General features: G+C 41.0%; 12 protein-coding genes. All 12 read right to left on the bottom strand.

The window, feature by feature from the left end; genetic code table 11:
- Nucleotides 1-67: 67 nt before the first annotated feature.
- The 12 genes from OZX68_02810 to OZX68_02755 all read right to left on the bottom strand — a co-directional run bounded on the left by OZX68_02810 (nucleotide 68) and on the right by OZX68_02755 (nucleotide 13,767).
- The gene (locus OZX68_02810; GenBank protein ID WEV61174.1) at nucleotides 68-1,069 is read right to left on the bottom strand and encodes a diacylglycerol kinase; all 1,002 of its coding nucleotides are present in this window, start codon (nucleotides 1,067-1,069) and stop codon (nucleotides 68-70) included.
- Between the two features lie 19 nt (nucleotides 1,070-1,088).
- A complete protein-coding gene (ligA, locus tag OZX68_02805) occupies nucleotides 1,089-3,065 on the bottom strand; it encodes an NAD-dependent DNA ligase LigA (protein ID WEV61363.1) in 1,977 nt (658 codons plus the stop codon).
- A 79-nt stretch (nucleotides 3,066-3,144) separates the two neighbouring features.
- A complete protein-coding gene (locus tag OZX68_02800; GenBank protein ID WEV61173.1) occupies nucleotides 3,145-4,461 on the bottom strand; it encodes an MATE family efflux transporter in 1,317 nt (438 codons plus the stop codon).
- A 74-nt stretch (nucleotides 4,462-4,535) separates the two neighbouring features.
- A complete protein-coding gene (locus OZX68_02795; GenBank protein WEV61172.1) occupies nucleotides 4,536-5,858 on the bottom strand; it encodes an aminopeptidase C in 1,323 nt (440 codons plus the stop codon).
- 91 nt (nucleotides 5,859-5,949) lie between these two features.
- Nucleotides 5,950-6,549 (bottom strand): nicotinate-nucleotide adenylyltransferase, encoded by a 600-nt coding sequence (locus OZX68_02790; protein ID WEV61171.1) that lies wholly within the window; start codon nucleotides 6,547-6,549, stop codon nucleotides 5,950-5,952.
- Between the two features lies 1 nt (nucleotide 6,550).
- The gene (gene nadE, locus OZX68_02785) at nucleotides 6,551-7,378 is read right to left on the bottom strand and encodes an ammonia-dependent NAD(+) synthetase (protein WEV61170.1); all 828 of its coding nucleotides are present in this window, start codon (nucleotides 7,376-7,378) and stop codon (nucleotides 6,551-6,553) included.
- A 1-nt stretch (nucleotide 7,379) separates the two neighbouring features.
- The gene (locus OZX68_02780; GenBank protein WEV61169.1) at nucleotides 7,380-8,861 is read right to left on the bottom strand and encodes a nicotinate phosphoribosyltransferase; all 1,482 of its coding nucleotides are present in this window, start codon (nucleotides 8,859-8,861) and stop codon (nucleotides 7,380-7,382) included.
- A gap of 105 nt (nucleotides 8,862-8,966) precedes the next feature.
- On the bottom strand, nucleotides 8,967-9,650 hold the full coding sequence (locus tag OZX68_02775) for a 5'-methylthioadenosine/adenosylhomocysteine nucleosidase (GenBank protein WEV61168.1): 684 nt from the start codon (nucleotides 9,648-9,650) through the stop codon (nucleotides 8,967-8,969).
- 123 nt (nucleotides 9,651-9,773) lie between these two features.
- Nucleotides 9,774-10,046: a cell wall synthase accessory phosphoprotein MacP gene (macP, locus tag OZX68_02770; GenBank protein ID WEV61167.1), complete on the bottom strand. Its 273-nt coding sequence runs from the start codon at nucleotides 10,044-10,046 to the stop codon at nucleotides 9,774-9,776.
- Nucleotides 10,047-10,063: 17 nt separating this feature from the next.
- Nucleotides 10,064-10,621: an NUDIX hydrolase gene (locus OZX68_02765; protein WEV61166.1), complete on the bottom strand. Its 558-nt coding sequence runs from the start codon at nucleotides 10,619-10,621 to the stop codon at nucleotides 10,064-10,066.
- 17 nt (nucleotides 10,622-10,638) lie between these two features.
- On the bottom strand, nucleotides 10,639-12,018 hold the full coding sequence (gene glmU / locus OZX68_02760) for a bifunctional UDP-N-acetylglucosamine diphosphorylase/glucosamine-1-phosphate N-acetyltransferase GlmU (protein WEV61165.1): 1,380 nt from the start codon (nucleotides 12,016-12,018) through the stop codon (nucleotides 10,639-10,641).
- 180 nt (nucleotides 12,019-12,198) lie between these two features.
- Entirely contained in the window at nucleotides 12,199-13,767 is a 1,569-nt protein-coding gene (locus OZX68_02755; GenBank protein ID WEV61164.1) for a DEAD/DEAH box helicase, read from the bottom strand.
- Between the last annotated feature and the right edge of the window lie 137 nt (nucleotides 13,768-13,904).

The raw sequence follows: 13,904 nt of genomic DNA, 5'->3' as shown, positions 1-13,904 counted from the left end.
CAATTTTTATGTGTAGTTTGTAAAGTATTTTAGCTATAAAAAAAAATTTATATTACTATAAATTTTTTTAACTATCCAAATTTCCAGTTGCTTCAATGATTTTGGCCGAAACAACTTCCCTGATAATCTCCATGTCATCACCCAAATAATTATCGTCAGATATCTCATCAAGGTTGGCATACATCTCAATATGATTCTTTAAGTTGGTAAAGACAACTGGGGCGTCACCTCCGTACTCCCCATCAAGATTTATCATCATCCGGTCGCGACTTAAAACGTCAACCTTAAGCTTGCTGGTCTTGATATACTCAATGCGGTCATCTTCAAGGTGCTTACCTCCATTGATAACCAGACCAATCAAATGAATTAACTCAAAGAGATTGGCTGTTTTAACTATGATGAGGGTAAAAAGGCCATCATCAAGCTTGGCATCAGGGGCTATCTGCTCAAAGCCCCCAACAGAGTTGGTAAGGGCAGCAAAAAACATGGAAATCTCTCCCTCAAAGACTCCCTCATCATGCTCCATCCTCACTGGTACAAGCTTTATCTGGGGTAAAAGCTCCACTCCCTTGGTCAAATAGGCCAGGTAGCCAAAGATTGTTTTAAGCTGACTTGGAACGCTGTAGGTCAATTCAGTCAAGTTTCCACCAGCTGCGATATTCATAAAGTAGGTATTCTCACCCTTTAAGCCTATGTCCATCTTAAGGGTCTGCTTCTTTCCGATTACCCGAGCTGCCTCAAGGGGGTTATTGCGTGGAATCTTTAGGGCACGAGCAAAATCATTGGTTGTCCCAGCTGGAATAATGGCCATCTTGGGTCTTTTTTTCAGGGGAGAAATCCCATTTACCACCTCATTGATGGTCCCATCTCCTCCAGCAGCAATAATTAAATCAAAGCCTGCAAGGGCTGCTCTTTTTGCTTCCTTTTGAGCTGATTTGGGACTTGCTTTGGTTGCAAAGGCACTGGTTTCATAACCAAAGCCTTCAATGATTTCTAAAATCTCTGCCACATTACTTTTCATAATCTCTTTACCGCTGGTTGGGTTATAGATTAATCTTGCTTTCTTCATAACAATACTTCCTGTTTTATTATAATTTTAAGAGGTCTTCTTCAGACCAAATTTCAAGACCGAGTTCCTGGGCTTTAGTAAGCTTGCTACCAGCATCACTTCCTGCCACCAGATAATCTGTTTTTTTAGATACGCTACTTGTAACCTTGCCACCTAGGGACTCGATTTTCTCCTTGGCACTGGCTCTAGTAAGCTCCTTGAGTTTGCCAGTCAAAACTAAGGTTTTTCCAGATAGAATACCATTTTCTGCTGGTTTCTCCCCCAGGTAAAGGAGGTTAACATCTACATCCCTTAATTCCTTAATCAAATTTTTAACCTGCTCATTTGTAAAATAAGTAACCACGGAGCTAGCAATAACATGACCAATACCCGCAATCTCAGAAATCTCATCTACAGAAGCTTGGGCTAGAGCTTCAAGACTTGAAAAATGCTGGGCCAAAATCTTACCTGCCTTGGCTCCAACATGGCGGATCCCTAGACCAAAGATTAATTTTTCAAGGGAATTTGCCTTGGAAGTCTGGATGGCCGCATAGATCTTCTCTGCTGATTTTTCCTTAACCTTATCAAGGGTCATCAAGTCAGCTGGAATAAGCTTGTAAAGGTCTGCTACATCTCCGACAAGCCCTCTTTCAAAGAGCTGATTGATAACAGCTGGACCAAGACCTACAATATTCATGGCAGCTCGGCTGGCAAAGTGGGCAAGCCCTTCCTTTATTTGGGCAGGACACATGGGATTGATACAGCGAAGGGCTACCTCTTCTTCCAAGTGAACAAGCTTGGACTGGCATACTGGGCAATGGCTTGGAATATCAATCGGCAGAACCTCCCTATCTTTTCTGGCATCAAAAATAACCCTCAAAACGGCTGGAATAATATCTCCTGCCTTATAGATTATAACCTGGTCATTAAGGCGGATATCTTTTTCCTTGATATAGTCAACATTATGAAGGGTGGCTCGACTTACCGTTGTCTGAGCAAGCAAAACAGGAGTCATATTGGCTGTTGGAGTTACAACTCCAGTCCTACCAACAGTCCAGTCCACACTTAAGATTTCAGTCTCAGCAAGCTCAGCTGGAAACTTATAGGCAATGGCCCATTTTGGTGCCTTGACGGTAAATCCTAGAGCTTCTTGCTCCCTTAGGTCATCTACTTTGATAACCACTCCGTCAATATCGTAGGCAAGTTTTCCACGCAGGTCAGCCACCTTTTCAATAAAGGCCCAGACCTCTTCAATTGACTGGGCATGGATGCGGTCTTCGTTGACCACAAAGCCCAAGTCTTCTAAGTACTCCAAAACCTTTTCCTGGCTAGGATGGGTAGCTGGGCTTGCCTCCTGATATAGGAAGGTAGCAAGTTTTCTTTGGGCAACAATTTTTGTGTCAAGTTGCCTAAGGGTACCAGCTGCTGCATTCCTTGGATTGGCAAAGGTCGCTTCCCCTTTAAGGGCACGCTCTTCATTGAGCTTGTTAAAGGACTTTCTTGGCATATAAGCCTCACCACGAACAGTGATATCAACAGGCTCTTTAAGCACTAGGGGAACATCGTGAATCCTTTTTACCTGCTCGGTTATATTCTCACCAACAGTCCCATCACCTCTAGTTGCAGCAACAACCAGAGCCCCTTTTTCATAGACCAGGGATAGGGATAGGCCATCAATCTTTAATTCACAGATGTAATTGGGATTTTCAACGACCTTTCGAACCCTTCTGTCAAAGTCTTCAATCTCTTCCAGGGAGAAGGCATCTTGGAGGCTATAGAGCTGATAATGATGCTGGTATTTTTCAAATTTTGATAGGATTAAATCACCAGTTCGGTGGCTGGGGGAGTTGTCTTGAATTAAATCCTTATGTTTACTTTCAAGGTCAACAAGCTCCCTGTAAAGACGGTCATATTCACTATCTTCTACACTTGGATTATCCAAGGTATAGTAGTCATAGGCATATTTATTTAAGAGCTCAACCAGCTCCTTCATTCTCTCTTCTACTTTATTATTCATCATTCAATTCTACCATAAATGTACTGCTAGTTCACAAAAAAACTAGCCAAAATTCCTTCCTAGAAAAATTTTTTTATCATTACAAACTTGCTATTTTATTGCGATAGGTTCTTTTTAAAAGTCCGTACCTAAAGATGTTATCAATCAAGGTGGCAAGCCAAACACCAAGAAGTTCAAGGCCAAAGATGCTACCTAAAAGATAGGCAAGTCCTATCCTAATCACCCACATGCCAATACTTGTTGCATAAAAGGGAGTTTTTACATCCCCCATGGCCTGAAGACTTGCCGTATAGATCAGAACAGCACTAACAACAGGCTCTGAAATAAAGGAAATAAAAAGGACAATCATTGAAGCCTTGGTAACTTGTGGGTCACTTGTAAACAGACCATTCAGGTAGGAACCTGAAAAATAAATAATCCCCCCAAGCAAAGTTGAAATTAGGCTCGTAACCATTAGGCCCGAGTTGGTTAAGGATTTGATCTGCCAAACATTCTTCTCCCCGTATTCATGAGCAACCAGAATAGAAATACCTGTCGCCATTCCAAAGGCTGGAAGATAATTGTAGCTTGTTATGGTTTCTCCGATGGAATTTCCGACAAAGACTTGATTACCATAAGCGATGACTATGGCAAAAATAACCAAATCCCCAAGCCGCATGGTTAGTCTCTCTCCCATAATGGGCAGGGATTTTAAAAAAATTGGTTTAAGGGAGATTCTTGCATAGAGGCTTTTGAGGTCAATCCTAACTGAGGTCTTTTGAATTTTCAAAAATAAAAGGACAACTCCAATCAGGCGAGCCAGGCTGGTACCAAGAGCCGAACCGACTATTCCAAGGGCTGGTAGACCCATAAAACCAAAGATGAAAAGATAGTTGAAAATCAGATTTAAAAGATTGACAACTAGATTGACATAAAGGGGACTTTTACTATCACCAGTAGATCTAATCATCCCGGCCATAACCGTTAGGAGGACCATACTTAGACTTGTTCCCCCGACAATCCTAAAAAAGACTAGGGCCTGATCAAGAATTTCTCTGCGAGCTCCCAAAAATGTTAGGAAATTTTTGGCAAAAACAATCGATATAAGTCCCATAAAAATTCCAAAAAGAAGGGATAATTTCATACTTGAGGCAACTGTTTGACTAACTCTTACTTTTTTTTGCCGGCCAGATCCAGAAAGTTCAGTCGATAGGCTAGTTGAAATAGCGACTGTAAGGGCAATAAAGATGGCCTGATAGAGAGCAATAAGGCCATTTGAAATACTGACCGCTCCAACTGCTACCAAAGATATTTTTGAAATCAAAATTGAATCGACAAAACCAAGGCTGGTCTGCAAAATATTTTCAAAAATGGCAGGTAGAGAAAAATTTAAAAGTTTCTTTGTATTTTCATTCATAGTCCTATAATAACAAATTTTTGCCAAATCAAGCCAGCAAAGGACAAGAAAAAAAGAAGGCTAGGCCTTCTTTTTTATGCTAAAGCTCCCATTGGGTCCCATGCTTTTAGGACAAGAGGCTCTGCCTCATAGGCTTTTAATTCTTCTTCTGTTAGAAGATCTTTTCGAACAACGATTTGGTAGGTATATTCATCCATCCAAGCATCACTTGCAACGAAGTATCCCTTGTCACCAACCTTGTCTCCCCAAGAATTTTCAATCTTCCATTTAAGGGAATTACCATTTTCATCCAAGTCTACACCTGTAATAACCATGGCATGAGTCATAAGGGATTCTGAATAATTCAAACGTCCTGCCTTTGTTTGAGTAAAGTCAATATCAAGAGCTCCCTTGAAATCATAGGTATCTAAAGCCATGACTCCTGCCTTGCGGTCTGAAAGCTGACCTACATCACAACCAAACCAAACTGTCTCACCATTTTGCATCTGGCTGATTGCAAGTTCCTTGAAGCGACTCATGTCAACATTTAAGTGACGGACATCGCGGGAACCAACAACATTTCCAAGAAACTCAACTGTATAGCTTCTGTTATAAGGTTTGTCTTCAGTTGGGGCATTAATAACACTTACATAGTCATCAAGGTTAAGACCTACAAATTTATCGTAAAATTCCTTAGGACTTACTCCTTGTAACTTATGGAAATCATTATTTTTATCCCTGTATTCAAAGTCAAAAGTTTTTGGAGGTAAGCCTAAGCTTGTAGCTAAAAGGGTAAATACTTCTTCTAAAAGCTCTTCTTTTTTAGCAAGAGTATCACCACCATCACGTGCTACTTGGCGTAAGATTTCAGCATCTTGGCGTAAAAGCTTATTCAAGTATTGGTTGAGCTCGCGAGAGGCACTTGAAGAAACTGATTCAGGGTAGATGTCCTTTGGAACAACTCCGTATTTTTGGAAGATGGCAACGACCATATCCCACTGCCCACCGTCTTGTTGGGGGGTGTCAAGTAGGAAGCGAACATTACGGTCCTCTAAGTCTTCAGAAGCTGTGGCAAGAATGTTATCAAAGAACCAGTTTGATTTTTCATACTTGTCCCAAAAGAAGGTATGAGCCTGTGAAAGCTCAAAATTATCAAGTTTATAATCACTTAAGATTTTGTGGCGGAAAGTATTTAGGGCCGCAAACATCCAACAACGACCACTTTGTTTTTGGTTGGTTATCGGGTCTGATGTAAGATCAAGTGAAAAGACTGGCAGATTTTCTACTCGAGCCTTACGAGTCTCTAAGGATTTAAGTAATCCATTACTGGTAAGGGCATTTTCCATGGCCTGATACTTTACACTTGCCTGATAGTTTTCATATAATTTTTCAGTAAAATTTGTTGTTAATTCAGTCATATACTCTCCTTCTATAATGTAGGGCTTTCACAGCACCTAATGGCTACCATTATACTCTTTTATATAAAAAAATACAGACTTAATTGTAGATTTATTGACTTTCTTTCAGATAAAGTTCGTTTTTTTCAATATATTTCAGAACATTTTCAGGAAGTATGAAATTAGGTCTAATTCCCTGGCTTATCTTCTCCCTGATATAAGAAGAAGATATATCAAGGTAGGGCAAGTCAACCCAAACTACTGGATAGGAATTTTCCTTGGAAGGTATCTGATTATTTTTAGGGGAACTTCTTCTTACGGCAACAAAAGTAACCAGTTCAATAAGTTCATCAATCTTATGCCATTTTGGTAAATAATCGACCATGTCCTCACCAATAATAAAGAAGTAGTCGACCTGGGGGTTAAGTTTAATCAAGTGCTTCATGGTTTCATAGCTATAGGAAATACCACCCCGCTCAACCTCTGTCAACTCAAGTCCCAACTGGGGGTAGCCTTCAAGGGCAAGCTCTAGCATCTTGACCCTATGATTTGCTTCAATGGTTTCTTTTTTATCAATATGGGGAGGATTGGCTTCAGGCATTAGGTAAACCTCTGCCAGACCAAGGGAATTCTTAACCTGATCAGCCATAAATAAGTGAGCATTATGAACTGGATTAAAGTTCCCCCCAAGGATTCCAACTTTTTTCTTCATACTAGTTTTTCCAAAAATCGTCAAAGATTGTTACTGGCAAATGACGCTTGTGCTGGCCTTTTTTCCACCAAGATTCGATAATCTCTTGGGCCTCAGGAGATACCTCTTTTCCTTCAGTATAGTCATCAATTTGATCATAGCTGACACCTAAAGCTACCTCGTCAGCTAGACCTGGCTTATCGTCTTCAAGGTCGGCTGTTGGAACTTTTTCGTAAAAGCTTGGGTCTGCCCCCAAATATTTTAAGAGGGCCTTACCTTGTCTTTTGTTAAGGCGAAAGATTGGGAGAAGGTCAGCTCCACCATCCCCATACTTGGTGAAAAAGCCTGTAATATTTTCTGCAGCATGGTCTGTTCCAAGAACAGCACCTGCCTTTTGGCCGGCAACTGCATACTGGCTAATCATTCTTTGGCGGGCCTTAATATTTCCTTTAACAAAGTCAGAAACCTCAATCCCTGTATCACTTAAGGCCTTGACCTGGGCATCAACTGCCTCCTTGATATTAATGGTATAAAGGACATCTGCCTTAATAAAATCAAGTGATTTTTGGGCATCAGCTTCATCGGCTTGAACCCCATAAGGAAGTCTTACGGCAATAAATTGATAGCTTGAATCATCTGTTTCAGCCCTCAATTCTTCAATGGCCATCTGAGCAAGCCTGCCGCAAAGGGTCGAATCCTGCCCACCAGAAATTCCAAGGACAAAGCTTTTTAAGAAGGGCTGCTCCCTTAAGTAGTCCTTTAAAAAATCAACTGATATCCTAACTTCTTCAGCTGGATCAATCACTGGCTTAACCTTTAACTCTTCAATAATTTCTTCCTGTAAAGTCATCTTATTTATCTTCCTTATCTTTCTTTATCTTTTTTTGCACCTGACTTCTAACTTCTTCAATCAAGTTCATCTTCCTATCCCAAATTTCCTGTGATAAATCAACTGGATAATCCTCTGGATTTAAGAGTCTCTTGTACTCATCCCATAGTTTTCCCAACTCTTCCTTGGCATAAAGTTTTATTTCCTCAAGATTTGGAAGCTCATAAACCAAGTAGCCATCCTTGAATATTGGGACTAAAAGGGGGACCGCCTCAAAATCAGTTAATTTTTTGTTTATATAGGTGTAGGTTGGATGGAACATGAAGATTTCATCAAGTTCTGCCACTTTTTCAGAGGCACCACTTATATAATCACCCTCTGACTTGCCTCTTTTATTGCTGGTAATCCGCCAAACCTGTTTTTTACCAGGGGTCGATACCTTCTCTGCATTATTTGAAAGTTTTATCCTATCCTCCAAGATACCGTCTTCTCCCTCAAAGGCCACAAGTTTGTAGACCGCTCCAAGGGCTGGCTGGTCATAGGCCGTTATTAGCTTGGTTCCAACTCCCCAGACATCAATTTTTGCATTCTGCATCTTTAAATTTAAGATGGTATTTTCATCCAAATCATTTGAAGCATAGATTTTTGCCTGTTCAAAACCTGCCGCATCAAGTTGCTTTCTAACTTCTTTGGAAAGGTAGGCCATGTCACCAGAGTCAATTCTTACACCAAGAAAATTAATGGTATCACCTAGTTCACGGGCCACCCTGATGGCTGCTGGTACCCCGATTGATAAGGTATCAAAGGTATCAACCAAAAAGACACAATCCTTGTGGGTTTTGGCATAGGCCTTAAAAGCCTCGTAGTCACTACCGTAAGCTTGAACCAGGGAATGGGCATGAGTACCACTTGTTTTAATGCCAAATAATTTTCCAGCACGGACATTGCTGGTCGCATCAGCCCCACCAATAACTGCAGCCCGTGCTCCCCAAAGGGCAGCATCCATCTCCTGGGCCCTTCTTGTCCCAAATTCAAGAAGAAGGTCATCATCAATAACTGATCTAATTCTTGCAGCCTTGGTTGCAATTAAGGTTTGAAAGTTGATGATATTTAGGATGGCGGTCTCAATCAATTGGCACTGGGCAATGGGACCTTCAACCTGAAGAATGGGTTCATTTGGAAAAACTAAATCTCCCTCACGAGCACTGTTTACCGTACAGGTAAATTTCATACATCTCAAGTAGTTCAAAAATTTTCTTGAATAGCCCAAATCTTCAAGATAGGCCAAATCTTTTTTTGTAAATTTAAGATTGCTCAAGTAATCGACAATCCTTTCAAGGCCTGCAAAGACGGCATAACCATTTTCAAAGGGTAATTTTCTAAAATAAACCTCAAAAACGGCTCTTTTTTCAGAAATACCCATCTCAAAATAGGTCTCCATCATATTAATTTGGTAGAGGTCTGTATGAAGGGCAAGGCCATCATCATTTTTTGCTGTATACATAATTCTTTCCTTTTCTCTTTATCCAGGCTTTTTTAAGCCCTCATGTCTAAAGTTTCACCTGTCTATTATAACCTTTTATACGTAAAAAAAGTAGAGCACCTAGCTCTACTTCATCTCCTTTAATAGGTCTAAAATAACCTGGGCTGATTTTTTGCCTGCCTCAATGATAAAGTCATCAAAACTTACGCTTGCTTCCTCATTACCATTGTCACTGATGGCCCTTAAGATGACAAAGGGTTTGTTCAGATTATGAGCTGCTTGGGCTATACTTGCCCCTTCCATTTCAACAGCCAAGACCTGCGGAAAGTGTTCCTTAATTTGGTTGACTTTTTCCTGACTAGAAATAAAGCTATCGCCACTTGTAATAAGACCAACCTTGGCCTGATCATCGGTTACTTTTTTTAGCTCAGACACGAAATATTTACTTGATTCATAGTAAAGTTCTTGACCAGCCATCTGTCCGTAAGCATAACCAAATGCTGTGACATCAACATCATTATAGGCAAGACGGTCTCCTATGACCAAATCACCCACAGAAAGATTAGCACCGACCCCTCCAGCAGAACCAGTATTAATGATGGCATCAACCTTAAATCGATCCACCAAAATACCAACTGCAAGGGCACTCATGACCTTTCCAATCCCTGATTTTACAAGGACAACCTCATGACGACCAAGAAGGCCTTCATAGTAGACATTTCCATGAACCATGGCTTTTTGACTGGACTGTAAATTCTCAGTCAGCAGGCGAAGTTCTTCGTCCATGGCAGCGATTATTCCAATTTTCATTTTTACTGCTTTCTACAATGTGCATAAATGTGAGTAGTGTATTAGATTTACCCACCACATTAATTTCAACACCTTTAGATATCACGACCTCAAAAAATTAATTTTTTTGCTGAAGATGAATCCTTATAACTTAAGGACGGCAAAGGTCAAAAGGGAGATTAAAATAATTAGGATGAAAATCCACTTGTTGATATTTTTATTTCGCTCGCTTCTTTTTGCATTTTCAATCCGGCGACTCTTATGAACCTGTTTTTTTTGCAGGTCACGCTCAAGCTTATCATACTTCCTGATAAGCTTGGTGTCATCCATCATCTCTTCCTTGATTTGACGGTCCAGGCGTTTTTCCTTATTTTTGTGTTCTCGTATAATCTCATCCGTTAAAATGGGCTTAGGCAAGATATACCCTCCTGTTATTATTTTTTATTTAACTCCCAGTACTGGATGGCGATGATTGTCTTAGCATCAGCTATTTGCCCACTAGCTATCAGCTCCTTACACTCATCCAAACTGAAATATTCTAATTCTAATACCTCGTCATCATCTTGCGGACGAGGATTTTCAACCTTGATTAAATCATCTGCTAGATAAAGGTACAGTTTTTCGTTACAAAATCCTGGTGCCGTATAAAAGGCTGAAATTAATTTGATGTCCTGGCAGGTAAAGCCTGTCTCTTCTTCAAGTTCACGAAGGGCCGCACCCTTTAGATCCTTCTTTTCACCAGCTTCAAGCTTTCCCGCAGGAATCTCATAGATTACCTCTTCAAGGGCCTTTCTAAACTGACGGACGAGAATTACCTTATCATCTTTTGTGATGGGTAAAAGAGCAACCCCTCCAGGATGAAAGATAAGCTCGCGGCGAGAGGTACCAAGGCCTTGAGGTAGTTCTACCTCATCCACCTTAACATCAATGATGTGGCCTTTAAAAATATCGGTTCTTTTGATGGTTTTTTCTTCAAAATCTTTAAACTCCATGCCTCTACCTAACCCTTCTAGTCCTTTAAATTTTTATAATGAGGTAATTTTTTAGCGGCCCCGTGCTTGTCAACCTGACGGGCACGTCCGATGGCTACTGTATCTTGGGGTACATCTGAGGTTATGGTTGAACCTGCAGCTGTCAGGCTGTTACTTCCAATGTAGATTGGGGCAACAAGAGTTGAGTTACTTCCAATAAAGGCATTATTTTCAATTTCTGTGCGGTACTTGTTTTTTCCGTCATAGTTGACCGTGATTGTTCCTGCACCAAAGTTTACATTTTCGCCCACAGTGGCATTACCAATGTAGGTCAAATGTCCTGCCTTGGTACCAGCACCTAGGGTTGAACCCTTAACCTCAACGAAGTTTCCAATATGAACATTTTCGTGGAGGATGGTACCTGGACGAAGGTGGCCGTAAGGTCCAATATTTGACCCTTCTTCCATGACACTTTCTTCAACTGTTGAATTACGGATTTCAACATGGTTGCGGATAATTGAATCCTCAACCCGGCTACCATTAGTGATTAAGACATGTGAGCCAATTTCAGTCCTCCCCTTAAGAACAACATTTGCTTCAATTACTGTATCTGCTTTGATGGTAACATCTGAATCAATGTAGGTTGTTTCAGGTGAAATAAGGGAAACACCGTTAATCATGTGCTTGTTGTTGATTCGTGCACGCATGATTTTTTCTGCCTGGGCAAGGGCAGGACGGTCATTTACACCCAAGCTTTCATCAAAGTCCTCTAAGGTATAGGCTGCAACCTTTTGACCAGCCTTTTTAAAGATTTCAATGACATCTGTTAAATAGTATTCACCTTGAGCATTGTCACTATTAATTTTAGTCAGGGCATCAAAGAGGGCCTTGTTGTCAAAGAGATATGTTCCTGTGTTAATCTCAGGGACTAGTTTTTCTTCAGCACTGGCGTCTTTTTGTTCAACAATCTTAGCTACCTGACCCTTATCACGAATGATACGGCCGTAGCCTGTTGGATCATCAGCAAGGGCAGTTAAAATAGTAGCTGTAGCTCCTTCTTCCTGGTGGTAGTTAAAAAGTTTTTCTAGGGTCTGACCAGTAATCAAGGGAGTATCTCCTGCAATTACTAGAGTCACTCCTTCTTCTTGGCCTAACAAAGGGGCAGCCATCTGGACTGCATGACCTGTTCCAAGTTGTTCGTCCTGGCGAACGCTCTTTGGCTGGTCATCCAAGCTATCAAGGACATCACTTGCCCTGTGACCAATAACTAAAACTTCCTCATCTGGATTTATACTTGAAACAGCTACACGAACATGGTCAAGCATGGTCTTTCCTGTAACCTCGTGAAGAACCTTAGGAAGGTCCGACTTCATCCGTGTTCCCTTACCTGCAGCTAAAATAATTGCAAATTTCTTCATTAATAGTCTCCCTAGAATTTATTTTCTGTGAACATTTTACCATAATTACAGGGATTAGCCAAAGGCTCTAATCAAGGAGCAGACTTCTCAACTATTATAGCAGCTAAAAGATTAAATAAACTTACAGATTTGTAAGGTCAACATGCAAAAAGCTAATACCCTAAGGTACTAGCTTCTTTTTTATTTGTCACCACGGTTACGCATTACGAAACCAGCTTTTTTCTCTTGTCCCTTAGGATGAGCTTTTTTCTTGTCGTTTTGATAATAACCTTTTTTCTTATTATCGCTATTGCGGTCATTACGGTTACGGTCACGATCATTGCGGTCGCCACGTCCCTTATAACCACCACGACGGTTACCGCCACGGTTGTTTCCGCGGTTTCCACCACGTCCACCACCTTTGCCAGAACCATTGTTAAATGGAAGTGGTTTTTCAGCTGCGATATCAACCTTAGGTTGGTTGTCAGGGTCCTTAACCTTAGCCTTAAGAAGAAGGGCTACAAGCTCTTCAGCTGAGTATTCCTTAAGAAGTTGCTCAGCATCCTTGTCGAATTTACCAAGTCCTGAAACAACTTTTTCGTCCGCAAGGTCGCGTCTGATTTCATCAAATGCTACTGAGAGACTAGCCTTGTATGCTTCCTCTTTTGTTGGTGGACGCATACCAGTCATTTCTTTTTTGGTAAGTTTTTCAATGGCCTTAAGGTAACCCATTTCGTTATTAGTAACGAAAGTGATTGACTGGCCTGATTTACCAGCACGTCCAGTACGTCCGATACGGTGAACGTATGACTCTTGGTCTTGAGTGATATCGTAGTTGTAAACGTGAGTTACACCTGAGATATCAAGTCCACGGGCAGCAACGTCAGTCGCAACTAGGATATCAAGGTTATCATTTTTGAAGTCACGAAGAACGCTCATACGTTTTTGTTGGGCAAGGTCTCCGTGAATTCCTTCAGCGCGGTATCCGAGAAGTTTAAGTCCACGAGTAAGCTCATCAACACGGCGTTTTGTGCGACCGAAGATGATTGCAAGCTCAGGACGTTCAACGTCAAGAAGGCGTGTTAGGACATCGAATTTTTCGAATTCTTTTGTACGGATGTAGAATTGTTCGATGTTATCAGCTGTCATTTCTTTTGCAGCTACCTTGATGTGTTCAGGATTGCTCATGAATTTAACACCGATACGTTTGATGGCATCAGGCATTGTAGCTGAGAAAAGAAGGGTTTGACGTTCATTTGGAACTGCCTTGATAATGTCTTCGATATCTTCAAGGAATCCCATGTTAAGCATTTCGTCTGCCTCATCAAGAACAAGTACTTTTACTTGGTCAAGTTTAAGGGCACGACGACGGATAAGGTCAAGAAGACGTCCTGGAGTTCCCACAACGATGTGAGTTCCTGACTTAAGTCCCTTGATTTGTTTTTCGATGCTTGATCCACCGTAAACTGAACGCACCTTAACTCCCTTTTCACGACCAAAACGGAAAAGTTCTTCTTGCGATTGAACCGCAAGTTCACGAGTTGGGGCAATTACTAGGGCTTGGATTCCACCGTTGACGTCAATTCTGTCAAGTGTTGGAAGTCCAAAAGCAGCTGTTTTACCAGTCCCAGTTTGGGCTTGTCCGATAACATCGCGTCCTGCGATTGCTAGTGGGATAGTTCCTTCTTGGATTGGTGACGGTGTTTCAAAACCGGCTTTTTCAACTGCTGTAAGAATGTCTTCTGACAATCCTAATTCATTAAATTTCATTAAATCTCCATTCAAATAAGTGGAGTTTTCGGTTATTTATAGTTTTTTATAATAGTTTTTCATAAAGTGCTAGGAATCTGAAGTCCCTTCATATCCTGCCTATAATTAGATGGCTAGCCCGCGAAAGGTTAGGCATC

It is taken from the genome of Streptococcaceae bacterium ESL0729 (genome assembly GCA_029391995.1).
Taxonomy (GTDB): Bacteria; Bacillota; Bacilli; order Lactobacillales; family Streptococcaceae; genus Floricoccus.
This window is presented reverse-complemented; position numbering and strand designations above follow the sequence as displayed.